General features: G+C 61.2%; 20 protein-coding genes and 1 pseudogene. 15 read left to right on the top strand and 6 right to left on the bottom strand.

Annotation, left to right across the window (positions count from 1 at the left end):
- A pseudogene (locus L8I05_RS25460) lies at positions 1 to 1167 on the bottom strand (type IV secretion protein Rhs); the annotation flags it as partial.
- Positions 1168 to 1421: 254 nt separating this feature from the next.
- Here L8I05_RS25460 and L8I05_RS25455 point away from each other — a divergent pair.
- The 6 genes from L8I05_RS25455 (at position 1422) to L8I05_RS25430 (ending at position 6925) form a co-directional block, all read left to right on the top strand.
- The gene (locus L8I05_RS25455) at positions 1422 to 3914 is read left to right on the top strand and encodes a TonB-dependent siderophore receptor (protein WP_242172835.1); all 2493 of its coding nucleotides are present in this window, start codon (positions 1422 to 1424) and stop codon (positions 3912 to 3914) included.
- Between the two features lie 88 nt (positions 3915 to 4002).
- Positions 4003 to 4332, top strand: a complete 330-nt coding sequence (locus L8I05_RS25450; RefSeq protein WP_145164581.1) for a hypothetical protein — start codon at positions 4003 to 4005, stop codon at positions 4330 to 4332.
- A 131-nt stretch (positions 4333 to 4463) separates the two neighbouring features.
- The gene (locus tag L8I05_RS25445; RefSeq protein WP_159957265.1) at positions 4464 to 5159 is read left to right on the top strand and encodes a fumarylacetoacetate hydrolase family protein; all 696 of its coding nucleotides are present in this window, start codon (positions 4464 to 4466) and stop codon (positions 5157 to 5159) included.
- Positions 5160 to 5195: 36 nt separating this feature from the next.
- Positions 5196 to 6104 carry an AraC family transcriptional regulator gene (locus L8I05_RS25440; RefSeq protein WP_242172833.1) on the top strand — a complete coding sequence of 303 codons (909 nt, stop codon included), beginning with the start codon at positions 5196 to 5198 and terminating at the stop codon, positions 6102 to 6104.
- Between the two features lie 109 nt (positions 6105 to 6213).
- Positions 6214 to 6660 (top strand): GNAT family N-acetyltransferase, encoded by a 447-nt coding sequence (locus L8I05_RS25435; protein ID WP_242172822.1) that lies wholly within the window; start codon positions 6214 to 6216, stop codon positions 6658 to 6660.
- 4 nt (positions 6661 to 6664) lie between these two features.
- Complete coding sequence (locus L8I05_RS25430) at positions 6665 to 6925, top strand: hypothetical protein (protein ID WP_242172819.1); 261 nt, start codon at positions 6665 to 6667, stop codon at positions 6923 to 6925.
- A gap of 265 nt (positions 6926 to 7190) precedes the next feature.
- On the opposite strand, the gene L8I05_RS25425 is transcribed toward L8I05_RS25430, so the two are convergent.
- Complete coding sequence (locus L8I05_RS25425; RefSeq protein WP_242172816.1) at positions 7191 to 8135, bottom strand: sensor domain-containing diguanylate cyclase; 945 nt, start codon at positions 8133 to 8135, stop codon at positions 7191 to 7193.
- 246 nt (positions 8136 to 8381) lie between these two features.
- Here L8I05_RS25425 and L8I05_RS25420 point away from each other — a divergent pair, with 246 nt between their 5' ends.
- A complete protein-coding gene (locus tag L8I05_RS25420; RefSeq protein ID WP_242172811.1) occupies positions 8382 to 8630 on the top strand; it encodes a DUF1652 domain-containing protein in 249 nt (82 codons plus the stop codon).
- Here the strand turns inward: L8I05_RS25420 and L8I05_RS25415 are convergent.
- Positions 8627 to 8767 (bottom strand): hypothetical protein, encoded by a 141-nt coding sequence (locus L8I05_RS25415; RefSeq protein WP_242172793.1) that lies wholly within the window; start codon positions 8765 to 8767, stop codon positions 8627 to 8629. The genes L8I05_RS25420 and L8I05_RS25415 overlap by 4 nt on opposite strands.
- A 225-nt stretch (positions 8768 to 8992) precedes the next feature.
- Between L8I05_RS25415 and L8I05_RS25410 the strand changes: the two genes are divergently transcribed.
- The 4 genes from L8I05_RS25410 to L8I05_RS25395 are packed head-to-tail and all read left to right on the top strand — an operon-like array spanning position 8993 to position 10839.
- Positions 8993 to 9304, top strand: coding sequence for a YXWGXW repeat-containing protein (locus L8I05_RS25410; protein WP_242172779.1), 312 nt, complete (start codon positions 8993 to 8995; stop codon positions 9302 to 9304).
- Between the two features lie 37 nt (positions 9305 to 9341).
- Complete coding sequence (locus L8I05_RS25405; protein ID WP_242172776.1) at positions 9342 to 9920, top strand: RNA polymerase sigma factor; 579 nt, start codon at positions 9342 to 9344, stop codon at positions 9918 to 9920.
- Positions 9917 to 10348 carry a hypothetical protein gene (locus L8I05_RS25400; RefSeq protein ID WP_159957248.1) on the top strand — a complete coding sequence of 144 codons (432 nt, stop codon included), beginning with the start codon at positions 9917 to 9919 and terminating at the stop codon, positions 10346 to 10348. Before L8I05_RS25405 ends, L8I05_RS25400 begins: the two co-directional genes overlap by 4 nt.
- Entirely contained in the window at positions 10345 to 10839 is a 495-nt protein-coding gene (locus L8I05_RS25395; protein WP_159957246.1) for a periplasmic heavy metal sensor, read from the top strand. Before L8I05_RS25400 ends, L8I05_RS25395 begins: the two co-directional genes overlap by 4 nt.
- A gap of 771 nt (positions 10840 to 11610) precedes the next feature.
- On the opposite strand, the gene L8I05_RS25390 is transcribed toward L8I05_RS25395, so the two are convergent.
- Positions 11611 to 11976, bottom strand: coding sequence for a DUF3077 domain-containing protein (locus L8I05_RS25390; RefSeq protein WP_242172870.1), 366 nt, complete (start codon positions 11974 to 11976; stop codon positions 11611 to 11613).
- A 70-nt stretch (positions 11977 to 12046) separates the two neighbouring features.
- Here L8I05_RS25390 and L8I05_RS25385 point away from each other — a divergent pair, with 70 nt between their 5' ends.
- On the top strand, positions 12047 to 12205 hold the full coding sequence (locus tag L8I05_RS25385) for a hypothetical protein (RefSeq protein WP_237235676.1): 159 nt from the start codon (positions 12047 to 12049) through the stop codon (positions 12203 to 12205).
- Entirely contained in the window at positions 12198 to 12911 is a 714-nt protein-coding gene (locus L8I05_RS25380) for a transporter substrate-binding domain-containing protein (protein ID WP_242172763.1), read from the top strand. Before L8I05_RS25385 ends, L8I05_RS25380 begins: the two co-directional genes overlap by 8 nt.
- Here L8I05_RS25380 and L8I05_RS25375 read toward each other — a convergent pair.
- Positions 12897 to 13259, bottom strand: a complete 363-nt coding sequence (locus tag L8I05_RS25375; RefSeq protein ID WP_145164559.1) for an NUDIX domain-containing protein — start codon at positions 13257 to 13259, stop codon at positions 12897 to 12899. The two genes, L8I05_RS25380 and L8I05_RS25375, sit on opposite strands and share 15 nt — an antisense overlap.
- 127 nt (positions 13260 to 13386) lie before the next feature.
- Here L8I05_RS25375 and L8I05_RS25370 point away from each other — a divergent pair, with 127 nt between their 5' ends.
- Together L8I05_RS25370 and L8I05_RS25365 are read left to right on the top strand one after the other, a co-directional pair.
- On the top strand, positions 13387 to 14367 hold the full coding sequence (locus tag L8I05_RS25370; RefSeq protein WP_242172759.1) for a Gfo/Idh/MocA family oxidoreductase: 981 nt from the start codon (positions 13387 to 13389) through the stop codon (positions 14365 to 14367).
- A gap of 37 nt (positions 14368 to 14404) precedes the next feature.
- Positions 14405 to 15034: a ribonuclease T2 gene (locus L8I05_RS25365; RefSeq protein WP_242172756.1), complete on the top strand. Its 630-nt coding sequence runs from the start codon at positions 14405 to 14407 to the stop codon at positions 15032 to 15034.
- A 322-nt stretch (positions 15035 to 15356) separates the two neighbouring features.
- Here L8I05_RS25365 and L8I05_RS25360 read toward each other — a convergent pair whose 3' ends face one another.
- Positions 15357 to 15704: a hypothetical protein gene (locus L8I05_RS25360; RefSeq protein ID WP_177018183.1), complete on the bottom strand. Its 348-nt coding sequence runs from the start codon at positions 15702 to 15704 to the stop codon at positions 15357 to 15359.
- Between the last annotated feature and the right edge of the window lie 18 nt (positions 15705 to 15722).

Below are 15722 nucleotides of genomic sequence, written 5' to 3'. Positions count from 1 at the left end.
GGCCGCCGCATCGCCCTGGGGATTTTTCGCAGACACGGGCGCATCATCCACACGCTCTTTCTGCTTCAGCACGGTGTTCTGCCGCGCCCGCCAGCGCATCTGCATCGTGCCTTGCTTCAGCCCACCGACTACGCCACGAACCGCCACCGCCTTGTAGCGATCCACCGCCTGCATGAACTTGGTCAGAATCCCCAGCAGGCCACGCACAAAGCCAACCGCGGTATTCAGTATCCGCGCGCCATACTTCACCAACCGCAAGCTCAGATACGCCACACCCGCCGCCGGCAGCGCGATCATCAACACCGCGCCAATCACCAGGTCGATCAACAGCGACACCACAAACCCCGCCGCCGCCTCAGCCATCTCACCGGGTGGCAAAGCCTCCAGCCACAGCATCGCCGTGCGCACCATCAGGTACAGCGCCGCCTCGTCACTGGCCAGCAACATGGCTTTTTCCATGACCTGCGGCGCGTCGGTGGCCAACTGCGCCAACTTGGCGGCCTCGGTGCCGAGTTGCTCGACGTACTTCAACGGGTCTTCAAGAATTGCCTGCACCAGCTTGATGCTGTCCCACACGTCCCGGATCGCCGCCCAACTGCCCGCCAGCACGCCGCTGCCAATTGCGCTGGCGGTGGATTGTTGCCAAGACGGTTTGAAGCCGTTCCATTGCTCGCGCAGCCATTGCTCCAGGTCCGCCGTCAGCTCGGCGTAGGAGGCAAACAACGCGTCTACCTGCTGCGCGGAAACGCCGCCCTGTACCCGCACCTGATAGCGCCCGCCGGCCACGCAGGTGTGGGTTGCCTTGCCATGTTCATCCAGCATGACCCGCGTGGAACTGCCGTCCTCCAGGCGAATCACCTCAACCGGGATTTCGCCGATCGGCACGTCGTACACCGACTCGAACTTGCTCTCGATTTTCAGCTCGCCACCCACCGGGCAGCGCGCAACGGTGGAAAAATCCGCATCGGACATGCTGAAGGAACCTTGCGAATCCCCCACCCGCAACACTCGGTCCATCCCCAGCAACGACGGCATGTCCGCTGCATGGCTGACCGTATCCAGCGCCCGCGCATACCAGGCGCCCATCTGCTGGCGATACTCCGCCAGGCTCTGATGGAAGCCATTGAGTTCATGTTCGATAAAGGCAATGTGGGCGGCGTGGGTCATCCGTGACGTCTCGGCAAAATGGCAAGGCGTCGGAGCATGCCGCAGGAAAAAGCGCCCGGATGAACGGCTGGAAAAATCAGAAAGGGACGACTGTAGGCGGGTAAAAACCGCGAAGAACTACCCCGAAGGCCTACACAAAAAAGCGACCTGGCTCATTGCATAAAACCTCAGCAAATAAAAACCACTCTCATCCTTGCCCGATTTTCCGACATGGCCGTCATGGTTAATAGAACCTCTATTACGCAGGATTTCCCATGTCGCGCCTTGCTCGTCCCTTGCATCCACTGGCCCTGTCAGTGGCGTTTGCCTTTGCTGCCGTGCCATTGCTGGCCGTCCAGTCCTCGTTCGCCGAAGAAAGCAGCAGCGCGTCGCGCCGGTTCTCGATTCCCGCCGGTGACCTCAGCCAGGCCCTCAACAGCCTGGCCGAACAGGCCGGCCTGGTATTAGCATTCGATGCAAGTTTGACTCGCGGCAAGCGCAGCAACGGTTTGAACGGGCAGTACGACACCGACGTGGCGCTGACTCAGTTGCTCGCCGGCAGCGGATTGCAGGCGCTGAAGATCTCCGCCGACCGCTACCGCCTGGAAGCCATACCGGATAACGGCGGCGCCATGGAGTTGCAGGCCACCACCATCAGCGGCGCTTACCACAGCGAAAGCCCTACCGGGCCAGTCGCCGGTTATGTGGCCACCCGCAGCCTGTCGGGCACCAAGACCGACACCGCGCTGATCGAAACCCCGCAGTCGATCTCCGTGGTCACCAAGGACCAGATGCGCGCGCAGAACGCCGAAAGCCTCAACCAGATCCTGCGCTACAGCGCCGCCGTGGTTCCGGAAACCCGCGGCGCCACGGCGTCGCGTCTCGACCAGTTGACCATCCGCGGTTTCGCCCCGGCCACTTACCTCGATGGCCTGCGCATGCCGTCCAGTCGTGACGCGTTGCCGCAAAAAGACGCCTTTGACCTGGAGCGCGTCGAAGTGCTGCGCGGCCCGGCGTCGGTGCTGTACGGGCAGGGCACGCCGAGCGGGGTGATCAACATGGTGACCAAGCGCCCATTGGACACGCCGTTTCATGAAGTCGGCGTCGAGTACGGCACCTTCAACAAGAAGCGCACCACCTTCGACCTCAGCGGCCCGCTGGATGATCAGGGCGTGTATGCCTACCGCGTAGCGGGGTTGTTCGATGATGCCGATGGCCAGGTCGAACACACCGAAACCCGTCGCCAGTCGCTGTCCAGCGCCTTCACCTGGCGCCCGGACGAGGACACCTCGCTGACCCTGCTCGGGCATTTCCAGAAGGACCCCAAAGGCGCGTCCTACGGTTCTATTCCCGCTTGGGGCTCGGTGTTGCGCAGCCCCACCGGGCGCAAGATCGACGTGGATTTCTACGACGGCGAAAAGAGCTTCGAGAAGAGCGACCGCGAGTACTACTCCGTCGGCTACGCCTTCGAGCATCACTTCAGCGATGTCTGGACCGTGCGCCAGAACGCGCGTTACCTGCGCGCCGAAGGCATCTACCGCAGCATTTACAACAGCAACTTGCAGGCCGATTACCGCACCTCCAACCGCTCCACCATCGCCACCGATGTCGACATGGACGCCTACACCCTCGACAACCAGCTGCAGGCCAAATTCGACACCGGGCCGCTGCAGCACACGCTGTTGATGGGCCTCGACTACCAGAACACCAGCACCGACACCAAGGCCGGTTATGGCAAGGGGCCGGACCTGGACATCTTCGACCCGGTGTACGGCGCGCCTGTGGTCACGCCGGCGTTCGCCACCGACGCCACCTCACGCAGCGAGCAGACCGGGGCATACCTGCAAGAGCAAATGAAGTGGGATAAATGGGTGCTGTTGCTCGGTGGTCGTTATGACTGGGCCAGCACCGACAGCACCACCAAAACCATCAAGACCGGCGCCAAGAGCAAATCCTCGCTGGACAGCAAGGCGTTTACCGGCCGTATCGGCCTGGTCTACCTGTTCGATAACGGCCTGGCGCCGTATGCCAGCTACGCGGAGTCGTTCAACCCGCAATCGGGCACCGGTTATGGCGGTTCAGTGTTCAAGCCGACCGAAGGCAAGCAGTATGAAATCGGCATCAAATACCAGCCGCCGGGCAGCAACAGCTTTATCACCGCGGCGATTTTCGACCTGCGCCAGAGCAACGTGCCGACCATGGACCCTGACCCAAGCCATCTGTGTGGCAACGGCCGATGCAGCGTCCAGGACGGCGAGCAACAGTCGCGTGGCTTTGAACTGGAAGGCAAGGCCAGCCTCAACGCTAACCTCGACATCACGGCGGCCTACGCCTACCTGGATAACCGCGCGAGCAAGTCCAATAGCACCGTGCAGTACGCGCCGCTCACCGATAAAGGCATAGGCCCGGCGATTCCGGTGGAAGGCACCACCACCTACGGCGTACCACGCCACACGGCGTCGGCGTGGGCCGACTACACCTTCCACGATGGCCAGTTCAAGGGCTTTGGCGTCGGCGCCGGTGCGCGTTATGTCGGTTCGTCCTGGGGCGATACCGCCAACACCCTGAAAGTGCCGGGCTACACCTTGGTCGATGCGGCGGTGCATTACGACATCCCCAACATCGCCAACCCCAACGACAACCTGCGCCTGGCGCTGAACGCGACTAACCTGGCGAACAAGGAATACGTGGCGTCCTGCTACTCCTATTCGTGGTGTTGGTATGGCTCGCAGCGCACGGTGCAGGCGAGTGCGACTTACCAGTGGTGAAAAGCACATAAGGCAATTTAATGGCCCCTTTGTAACAAAATTCTCGCCAGAATCACTTTTATTTTCAGGTGGTTAGGTGAGGAAGCAAATGCGCACTGTTGGAATCATGCTGATCGCCTGCTCATTGGCGGGTGGCGCGGCTGCCGTGCAGGCACGGGAGCTGCGCGAGGGTGACAAGTACATGTGCAGTTGGGGCGCCGGCACGGCGGCCAGGGCCCAGGAACTCAAGCTGTCGGGCGTGTCGTTGTACGCCGCGCGGCAAAAGATCCAGACCATCAAGTTCAACAAATCGTGGATGCGCATGATGGCCATGGGCATCACCGAACAGACTTACGACAGCCGCTCACGGCTCAAGCCCGAGGCGATTCGCCAAAGCTTTTACCAGGATTGCCTGCGCTACAAAGTGGCGCGTAAGTAAACGCGGGGGAGGCTCAGTGTGAGTGCGTCCCCACGCAAACACCGACCTGTGCAAAATCTGCGTAAGCCTGTCCAACTTTGCCGTGGCGCCGCTGGCCATACTGGTGCCAGGCAAACCAAGAGGCACAGGCCATGACCGACTACGTATTCACCCCTGAACAAATCCCGTCCCTGGCCATCCAGGGCAGTGCGGCGCGTTTCCCGTTGCGCCGCGTGTTCTGCGTGGGCCGCAACTACAGCGAACACGCCCGCGAAATGGGGCATGACCCGGACCGCGAGCCGCCGTTCTTTTTCATGAAGCCCGCCGATGCGGTGGTGCCGGCCGAGGGCGTGATCGCCTACCCGCCGCTGACCGCCGACCTGCACCATGAAGTGGAATTGGTTGTCGCCATCGGCAAGGGCGGCGTGGACATCAACCCTGAAGACGCGCTTTCCCACGTCTGGGGTTACGGCGTGGGCATCGACTTGACTCGCCGCGACCTGCAAGCCGAGGCGAAAAAGCTCGCGCGCCCGTGGGAATGGGGCAAGGCCTTTGATCAGTCGGCACCCAGCACCGCGTTGCAGCCCGTGAGTGCGGTAGGGCACCCGTCCAGCGGCAAAATTTGGTTGAAGGTCAATGGCGAGCAGCGCCAGGTCGGCGACCTGGCCGACCTGATCTGGTCGGTCAGCGAAATCATCAGCTACGCCTCAAAATCCGTAGCGCTCAAGGCCGGCGACCTGATCTTTACCGGCACACCGGCAGGCGTCGGTGCGGTGCAGCCGGGGGATGTGCTCACCGCAGGCGTCGACGGCGTTGGCGAGCTGAGCTTCACCCTGAGCAAAGGTTGAGGCTAAAGTGGTGCCCAGGCCAATCGAGAGACTGTTATGCCAGGCACCCGCGTCACCACCTATGGCATGGAACAACGCAGCGACCGCCCCGACTTTTATATCCGCGACAAGCGCGGGCGGGCGGCGCTGACCAGCCCACATCGGCATGAGTACTTCCAGATCCAGATCAACCTGGGCGGCGACACCGTGCAGCATATCGGCGGCGCGGTGCGGCCGTTTCCGCACAAGGCTGTGGCGTTTATCCTGCCCCATCGCCTGCACGTGATTCCCCATCCTGAAGACGGCGAGTTCATGCTGATCAACTTCAGCCAGGCGTTTTTCCTGCCGCAGCTGACCTGCGACCCGCTGGACCTGGAAGACATTCCCATCGGCCAGGCCCCGGAACTGTCGCCGTTTCGCTTTCAGGAGCAGCTGGATTTCATCCTCGATGATGCGGCTTTCGACGAAGTGAAAACCTGGCTGACGCACATGCGCACCCTGGACGCCCAGCGCACCTTCGGCGCCCGTGAGCGGTTAAAAGGCTATCTCTTCCAACTGATCGGCCTGGTCTGCGAGCAGTACGCCGAACCCTTGCAGGCGTTTGCCGCCAACAATGCCACCCGGCGCGGGCGCAAAGACGCCTTGGCGCGGGTGCAAGGTTACATTCGCGAGCATGTGCACGAGCCGACCCTCAACCTGACCGACGCCGCTGCCGCCGCCTTTCTGTCGCCGAACTACCTCACCCACCTGCTGCGCAAGGAAACCGGCAAACCCTTTTCCCAGTTGGTGTTGGACCGCCGTATGCAATTGGCGCGCACCTTGTTGCTCAACAGTGCGCAGATGATCGGAGTGATCGCCCTGCGTTGCGGCTTTACCGATGAGGCCTACTTTTCGCGCTGCTTCCGCAAGGCGCACGGTGTGGCGCCAGGGCAGTTTCGTCGCCAGCAACAGGCCAACGCGGTGTAGTTAAGGTGGGCAGATTGCTCCGAGCGCTGTAGGCCGGGCTGTTTACAAATCCACGACAAATCTTATGTTTCTATATGCATACAATTGCATCCTTCAACAGGAGGCTCGTATGCAAACGCTTATTCGCCTGGCGACGCCGGGCGATATCGACACGCTCTTCGCCATTCGCACCTCGGTGGTGCAGAACCACCTGAGCCGCGAACAGATGAGCGACCTGGGGATTACCCCGCAGGTATTGGCGGACAGCATTCGCCAAGCGCCCTGTGTGTGGCTCGCCGAAGTGGAGGGCCAGCCCGCGGCCTTTTCCATGGTCGACCTGAGCGCCGGCGAAGTGTTTGCGATGTTCGTGTTGCCCGCTTACGAAGGTCTCGGCTTGGGTCGCCGCTTGATGGCGGTGGCTGAAGCGGCGTTGTTTGAGCGGCATGAAACCCTGTTCCTGATCACCGACGGGCGCGACGAAATCCGCGCCAACGGCTTTTACCAACGGCTGGGTTGGTCAAAGGTCGGCGCAGTCGAGGGTGATGACGTTCGTTACCAGAAGAGCAGGGCGCCTTAATGCCATGAACCCACCAGAAGCCCCTTCGTCCTACAGCTTTCGCTACTTTGCGATTGGGATTCTGTGCGTCGCCGTGCTGCTCGGCGGCTATTTCGTACGGCTCAATGCCCAGGTCGACCGGGCGCGGGTCGAGGCGGCCGAGCGTTTGACGCTTTGCAGGCAAGTAGAGCGCGTGGCCAGTGCGGCGTCGTCAACCAGTGTTGAACTTCGAGATACCTGCCGGCAATTAAACGGACAGTCCACCGACAGTGCTGCACCGCTTTAATCAATAACCATTTTTAATATAAGGAAATATAAGTGTTACTTGCACCAAAAAGTGGCATTTATAAACTCGGCCTCCCTAAAAAAGGTGTGGTTATTGAATGACTTACGACGCTTTTAATCCGACGAAAGGATTAAATTAATCTTGTTACAGCTTTTTACAATCGGTACTATAGCCGGGCGTTCACCTCCCACGGTTTATGCATTTTTAAATCCCAAGTTTCCATCAGCTACTTGGGATTTTTTTTGCCCGGAATTTGACCTCGGCGTCAAACTTCACTCTCGGCAAACTCTGCGCGCATGCGTCCATTGCGTTTGGCCTGGTACAGCAACTTATCAACCGACTCGACGAACCCGAGCATGTCGCTGGTTGGCGTCACGATCTGCGTGCCGACGCCGAGGCTCAGGGTCAGCAGCTTCGACACCGCTGAAAAGCCGTGCTCGATCTGCTGCTGGCAGACCAGGTGCAAGCAGCGCCGCGCCACCTGCCTCGCCGACGCGGCGTCAGTCTCCGGCAGCAACCACACAAACTCTTCGCCGCCGATGCGTGCAATAAAGTCCCGTGGCCGGTTGGCCGCCTGCGACAAGGTGCGCGCCACCTGGCGCAAGGCTTCGTCACCCTTGATATGGCCGTAGTGGTCGTTGTACTGCTTGAAAAAATCGATATCGAGGATGAGCAACGACAGCGGCAACTGGCTGCGTTGGGCGCTGGCCCATTCACGCTCCAGCACGGTGTCGAACATGCGACGGTTGGCGATGCCCGTGAGGCCGTCCTGGAAGGAATATTCCTCCAGTTGTTTCTGCAGGCGGATCAGGTGTTCTTCGGTTTTCTTGCGCTCGCTGATATCAAACATAAAGCCGATCAACGCTTCGACCTCGTCACCCTTGCGCACCACATGCACCACGTCGCGGATCCACACATAGTCGCCGCTGACCGTCAGCGCGCGGTAATCGGCCTCGTGATCGACCCCGGCGCGCGATTGCGACACACAGAAATTCACCACGTATTCGCGGTCGTCCGGGTGCATGCGTTCGACCCAGTCGTCCACGCTCACCCAGCTTTGCGGGGTCCAGCCCAGCAACGTCTCGATCTGCGGGCCGATATAGCTGAAGGTCATGGTCTGCCAATCGATGCGCCAAGGGATGGCTTGGGTCGATTCCAGCAGCGTTTTGTACACGTCACTGTCGGGCTGGCTCGGAGGAATGAGGCTCATGGCGGGCTGCTCGGGATGATGGCAAAGAGCCAAGAGCGTCTTTTGAACGACGCTCTGAGTCAAGCCTTCACCACAGCAGCAGACGAGAGGTCAGGTGCTGGGTTTCTGGCGTCAGCGCTCCAGCGTTTAAGCGGCAAAATGCGGCACAGGTATCACTTTTGAATTAATTGTTCAGTGGCCGGTAAAAGCTTATCTAAGCTGGATGCATCACACCTGCGGGGTCGAACCCAGGGACAGGGGCTTGTCATGATGTCGATCACCGAACTCAACCGCATCATGGCCGCAGGCTTCCTGCCGCTTTCATGTGATTGCAGCCTTAACAGCGACGGTTCGCTGCGCATCAGCGTATTTGAGCCGGCGTCCGGGCGTGTCGACTTGCTGTTGACGCGGGTGTCGCCCCAAGGCCTGGACAGCGTCCGTTCCGTCGCAAACCTTATTGGCGAACTGCGCACCGAGCTAAAAGCCGGGCGTCGAGGCTTTGCGGCCGTCAGTTAACTGTTGACGGTGCTGCTGGGCGCGGTGACGGCGCCGTAGTAGCGCCAGCAGCAATGCCGGTGTTCCGGCAGGATCACACAGCCGCTAAGGCTGGCGATCAGCAGGGCGGTGACAAGCAGAGTCAGGCGACGAGACATGGTTATTTCCTCATGGTGTGCATTGCGTTACACCTTGAACGCCGCCACTTGCACAAATCCGTCGCCATGCTTTCAAACATTTCATCAAGCGCCGCCATCCCCTGAGTAATACTCGACTTAACTGCCGTCGAGAAAAATGTCGTATTTCTCGCGACGGATTTTTCCCACCCCAGCGTTCAACCCATCAGCAGCGAACATTTTCGTCCGCCGTATGAAGGAGTTGCCATGAATCCACTGGCCAAATTGCGCTACGCCTTGCTGATCCCGATGGCCTTCGCCGCGCTCGTCAGCACCCCGACCTTTGCCCAGACCGAAGTCATCATTCGCCAGGCGCCGCCGGCGGAACGTGTCGAAGTGATCCCTGCCGAACGCCCAGGCTTTGTCTGGGACCGTGGCCACTGGCAGTGGGCGCGCGGCGCGTATGCCTGGGTGCCGGGCCACTGGCAGCCGGTGCAGCGTAATGCGCGCTGGGAACCTGGGCACTGGGAATCCCGTGGCCCCAACTGGTACTGGCGTGAAGGCCACTGGGTCCGCTGAAACCTGAAACTTAGCCAGTGCATTGGGAACTACCCGATTGAAAGACACTGATCCGGACGTTGAGCTACTGGCACGTATCAGCAACAACGAGCCCGCCGCCGTCAACGAAATGGTGACGCGCAAGCTCCCGCGTTTGCTCGCGCTCGCCAGTCGGATCCTCGGGGATGCCGACGAGGCCAAGGACGTGGCCCAGGAAAGTTTCCTGCGCATCTGGCGCCAGGCAGCCAACTGGCGGCCTGGCGAAGCGCGTTTCGACACCTGGCTGCACCGCGTGGCACTCAACCTGTGCCACGACCGGTTACGTCGGCGCAAGGAACGCCCGTTGAACGAGGACGAGGTGCTCGAACTGGCCGACAGCGCGCCATCACCTGATGAACAGTTGGAAACGGCCGACCGCAGTGCAAGGATGGCCGCCGCGTTGGCGGCATTGCCCGAGCGCCAGCGCGAAGCCATTGTGTTGCAGTACTACCAGGAGCTGTCGAACATCGACGCCGCGGCCCTGATGAACATCAGCGTCGAGGCACTGGAGAGCCTGCTGTCGCGGGCCCGACGCCAGTTGCGCAGTCAACTTGCCGACACACCCGGGCTCGCCCGCCCAGGAAGGGGAAAATCATGACACCTGAACGATTTGCGCACCTGGCTGACGCCTACGGCGCCAGCCTGCATCGCTGGCCCATCGCCGAGCGGGCGCCCGCCCAGGCGCTGCTCGACAGTGGTAACGCCAGCGCCCATGCGGCGTTGCGCGAGGTCAGTTGGCTGGATGCGCAGCTGGACAGCCACCAACTGGCATTCGCCGACCCGGCGCTGGCGCGGCAGATTCGCGACGCTGCACCGCGCCGTGAGTCGTTCTGGTCGCGCTACGCCAACTGGCTTTCACCGGCCGGGCTGGTCGGCGCGGGCCTCGCCGGCATCGCCGCCGGGGTGCTGGTGGCGTCGCTGAGCGTGCCGCTGCCGATGCTGTCATCCGACGTGCTGCCCAGCGTCTTCGATCAGGGCGATGCCGACGTCGTCTTCACCGTCAACGCCGAGGAAACTGAGCAATGACCGCAAAATCCCTTAAACCGTGGTTGCTCGTCTCGGTGTTGCTCAACGTGTTTTTGATCGGCGGTGTAGGCGGTGGCCTCTACCACTTTATGGCGGCGGCCAAACCTGCCGAAGCGGTGGTCAACCAGCACGGCTTGCGCCAGGCGATGATCAAGTTGCCGGCTGAGCGCCGCAAGGAATTACGCCAGTTGCTGCGCCAGAACCGTGCCGACAGCCAACCGCTGATCATGGCCGGCCGCGAAGCGCGCCTGGGCGTGATCAAACAGCTCGAAGCGCCGACCCTGGACCGCGCAGTGCTGGTGACGGAACTGGCCAAGGCGCGCGAGGCCGACGTGGCACTGCGGGCGTTGGTGGATACGACACTGGCGCAGTTCGCGAGCAATTTGCCCCAGGATGAACGGCAGAAACTGGTCGAGGCGTTGTACCAGCGTGGGCAGGCCAAAAGCCGCGAGAAACTTCCCCAGGTCGCAGGGAATAAACCGCGCTCTTGAGCTGTTATGCACTCACGATCCCCCTCGAGAGTTGCATATGCCGGCTGCTAAAAAGAAACAGGCTTTTGATAGAAGGAAGTGGTGGTTTAGCTTTCGAGCCCATGCAGATCCACTGTGGGAGCCGTCGAGCTTTAGCGAGGCCGCGAAGGCGCCAGTGTGGGCACTAAATCCTTAGTGTCCGTCACCTTTTTGGGACCGAGTACATATCCATTCCTGCGGTAACGGCGGCTAATGGTTCCGCCCTTACGGCGGCTCACTTTTCGAAGGACCGGAATGCCGGCCCAGCAAAAAGTAAGCAAAAGGTCCTCGCCCCACCACTCGGCACCTCGCTCACGCTTCGGTGTGCCCGCACGTAGGCTTGAATCCGTGGGTAACCCGGCGTCCTGCCGGGTTACCCACGGATTCAAACCCGCGTGCGGCCAGCGTGGTTAACGGGGCGCCCGAGATCAAAATCAAAAGCAAAGCACGGCGGCCTGACAGCCGACCTGAGTGGTTAGAGCAAAAGCGCTTTGTTGCGGTGCGGCGGCGGATTGCGATCTCCCTGATACATCGAGATCCAAATGTGGGAGCGGGCTTGCCCGCGAAAGCGGTATATCAGCCACCGAATACATTGGCTGATCCACCGCGCTTTGTGGCGAGCGGGGTCGCCCCGCGTTGGGCTGCGAAGCATCCCTGAATCCAGCCGCCTCGGTCTTCCTGAAAAATCGAGGTGACCTATTGGGGCCGCTACGCAGCCCAACGCAGGACAAGCCTGCTCGCCACAAGCGCTACTCAGCGTGGCTGCACACACTCCACCGCACGATCCACCATCGCCCTCGCCATATCCACCAGATGCAGCACCGAAATCACCAATGCCTGCGAAGTCCCCTCCAATCGATCACCGGCCTCCTGCGCCGTGGCCGCCGCACAGCGCAACAAACTGCTTGTATGCACCAACGCACTTTCAAAGCTGGTTTCAGCATCAACAGCGAACACCATCGGTTCTACAGAATCGGGCGATGGAGCAGGGGAGAGATAGTGATCCAGCGCGCGCTTATACGCGGCGTATTTTTGTGCTTGGTCGATCTTCACTGGCGCTTCGATCATCCTGACCGCCGCGTGTTTCTCATAGATATGCGCCACTGACCGGGGCAGCACTGCGATCAAATCCGAGCGTTCGATAATTGCAGGGCTGGAGAACCTACAGGTCCGCATCAGCCCGATCACCTTGCAGATTGCGCGTGCCGACGGCCGTGTCAGCAGCAGCGCGTTGGCCTTGCGCCTCGACTCGCTGCAAGAGCTTGGTTACCTTGAACACGGCGGCGTGTTGCCGTTTGTGATCCGCAAGACCGTGCAACGGACCCGACAAGGAGCGCTCAATGATTGACCCGCAAGTTCTGCAACAACTGGCCCCCAATGGCGTGCTGCGCGCCGCGATCAACTTAGGTAACCCGGTGTTGGCGCAACGCGGCGCGGGTGGCGAGCCCCAAGGCGTGTCGGTGGCATTGGCTCGGGCATTGGCCGAGGAGTTGGGCGTCGGCCTGGAACTGATCACCTATGAGGCCGCCGGCAAGGTGTTTGCCGCCTTGGCTGATGACGTATGGCGCGTGGCGTTCCTGGCCATTGAGCCGGTGCGCGAACAGCAAATCGCCTTCAGCGCGCCTTATGTCGCGATCAAGGGCACGTACCTGGTGCCGGCTGATTCGCCGCTGACACACGTCGCGCAAGTCGATGCACCGGGCAAGCGTATCGCCGTCGGCCAGGGCGCGGCCTATGACCTGTACTTGAGCCGCACCGTGCAACATGCCGAGTTGGTGCGCGCGCCTACGTCAGCGGCAGCGGTGGACTGGTTTATCGAGCAAGGCCTGGACGCGGCGGCGGGTGTGCGGGATTTCTTGCAAACCAGGGTTTCTGACCAATGGCGGCTGGTGGACGACGACTTCATGACGATCCGCCAAGCGATGGCGGTGCCGGTGACGCATGCAGCCGCTGCCGCGTTCGTCAAATCCTTTGTCGAACGGCAGAAAGCGAATGGTTGGGTGAAGCGAGGTTTGCTGGACAGCGGGCAGAGCGCGGAATTACAGGCGACGTAGGAAGGATTTGACGATGTGTCGCGTGGCGTCGGTGGTGTCCAGTTCGTCCAGGGCGCCATAGGCGTGCCAGCGGCAATCGACGATCTCGTTGCACGGCCGCGCGTCGGCGATGTTCACCACTGAGGCTTCGAACACATGGTGCACGGTGTCGCGGGCTTTCAATTCCTGCAGATACAGCAAGCCGTCCACGTTCAGCCCGGTTTCTTCCTCCAGCTCGCGCTCGGCCGCGCCGACCGGGCGTTCATCACGCTCGACCTTGCCGCCGGGCAGCGCCCATTTTGATCTGGCCTTGCGCACGAAGAGGATATGCCCCTCGTGTTCGCAAATGACCGTGGCCCTTATTTTCATCGTGTGTGCCCCCGCAGCGAGACGAATGTCATAAAAGTGTAATGCAATTGTCATGCTAAGTGCTTATGGCGTACACGGTTGGGGATGTGGATACTGACCGATTGATGAAAACGGACGAGGACAACAGATGACTACCGTACGTTGGGGCATGATCGGCTGTGGCAATGTCACTGAACTGAAGAGTGGACCCGCTTTCTACAAAGCGCCAGGTTCGGCCCTGGTTGCCGTGATGGGGCGCCGCGAGGAAGCGGTGCGCGATTATGCGGCACGCCATGGTATCGCGCGGTTCTACACCGACGCCCAGGCACTGATCGACGACCCCGAAGTGGACGCGGTGTACATCGCCACACCGCCCGACAGCCACCTCGAATACAGCCTGATGGTGGCCGCAGCCGGCAAGCATTGCTGCGTCGAAAAACCCATGTCGTTGAATGCCGAACAAAGCGCGTTGATGCAGCGCACGTTCGAGCGCGCCGGGCTGCATTTGTTTGTGTCTTACTACCGGCGCTCCTTGCCGCGCTTCCAAAAAGTGCGGGAGTGGCTGCAGGACGGGCGCATTGGTGACTTGCGCCAAGTGATCTGGACCTTCAGCAAGCCGCCGAGCGCCGCCGATGCCAGCCCCGAGAACTGGCGTACCGATCCGTCCATCGCCGGTGGCGGCTACTTTGCCGACCTGGCCAGCCATGGGTTTGATCTGTTCCAGTACCTGGCCGGCGATATTGTCGAGGTCACCGGGTTTACGGCACGTCAGGCCGGGCAGTATGCGGCGGAAGATGCGGTGACGGCGTGCTGGACCTTCGGCTCCGGCGCATTGGGCATGGGCTGCTGGAACTTCGTTGCGCACTGCCGCGAAGACCGCGTCGAGCTGATCGGCAGCGGCGGTCGCATCACCTTTGCGGTGTTCGAGAACCAGCCGTTGCGCCTTGAGGGCGACGTCAACGAAGTGCTGGAAGTGCCGCACCATGAACACATCCAGTGGCACCATGTACTGGCCATGAACGCGCATATCCGTGGCGAAGCCGAGCACCCTTCGCTGGCCCTGGAGGCGTTGAAGACTGATCGAGTGCTGGACAAGGTGTTACAACGCAACCCCAATTTGCCGGGGTAATCGCGGTATACCTGCTTTTTCTCAAGGAATAGGCAAAATGAAATACTGGATGGTGGTGTGGCTGTTGCTGACCGCGCCTGTCATGGCGGCCCCGCGCAGCCAAGGCACGCCGGGGGAGTTTGATTTTTATGTGCTGTCGTTGTCGTGGTCACCGACGTTTTGCCTGACCAACCCCGGCAACGAGCAGTGCACAGGCAAAGGCTACGGGTTTGTGCTGCATGGGCTGTGGCCGCAGTACGCCAAAGGTGGCTGGCCGTCGTCATGCGATACACAATCGCGACTGTCGGCGGATGAGTTGGCCAAGGGCGCGTTGATCTTCCCGACGCGCGCGTTGCTCAAGCATGAATGGACCAAGCACGGCACGTGCAGCGGCTTGGACGCTTCGCGTTATTTGGAGGCGACGGATACGGCCTTGGCGGCAGTGCAGATTCCCAAGCAATTGCAGCCGTTCAATGTGCCTAACTACATGCAGGCACGCGACATCGAGCAGCTGTTTCGCGAGAGCAACCCGGCCATGGGCGACCACGGCTTGGCGGTGATCTGCAAGGGCAAGGTGTTGTCCGAAGTGCGCGTGTGCCTGAGCAAGGAATTGCGCTTTGCCGGTTGCCCGCGCAGTGTGAAAACCCAGTGCAAGGGCGGCGATATCCGCATTCCGGTGCAGCGCTGATCAGTTGCCGGCGTGCAAGGCGATGGCCGCAGGCGCCGTCGGATTCGACGCGCCGGCGGCTGGCCCTCAAACCCTTCGCCGCGATGTTAGGCAAGGCCTGGGGCTATCCGTTGCTGGTGGTGGAATCCAAGGACCAGGCGTGGGCCCTGGCGCGGGATGTGCTGGATGAACAGGTGTGCGACGTGGCGCACTTCTAAAATGTGTCGCAGAAATCCTGTGGGAGCTGGCTTGCCTGCGATAGCGGTGGGTCAGCCACCGTGATGCTAACTGACACGGCCTCATCGCAGGCAAGCCAGCTCCCACATTGTTTAAGTGGTGCCCTTTAGTCCACGCAAATCGCCCGGCCCAGCTTGCCTTTCTCTACCGTCGCCGAGCAGCCGAAGTGGCTGTTGTCCACTTGGCATGTACCCGCCACAGGGCCGTTGCCCGATTGCGTGGTCACGCTGGTCTGGCACTCGCCCTCACACTGGCTTGAGTCGGTGCACGCCTTGCCCGCGTCCTTGTACGGCGTGATGCACTTCCAGCTCTGCAACTTGCCGACCTGCTTCATCGTGCCACCGCCCGCCAGGCAGGTGGACGCGGCGGAGTCCTGTGCCGGCGCAGCGACGGGCGAGTGGGTCGAGCAGGCCGATACCAGCAACAGAGCGGCCAAGCCAATCATTAATTTCATGCAAAAGTCCTCGTGGAG

Origin of the sequence: Pseudomonas sp. MONT-RG-20F-20-E-7-02, assembly GCF_022662395.1 — a bacterium.
Lineage (GTDB): Bacteria > Pseudomonadota > Gammaproteobacteria > Pseudomonadales > Pseudomonadaceae > Aquipseudomonas.
This window is presented reverse-complemented; position numbering and strand designations above follow the sequence as displayed.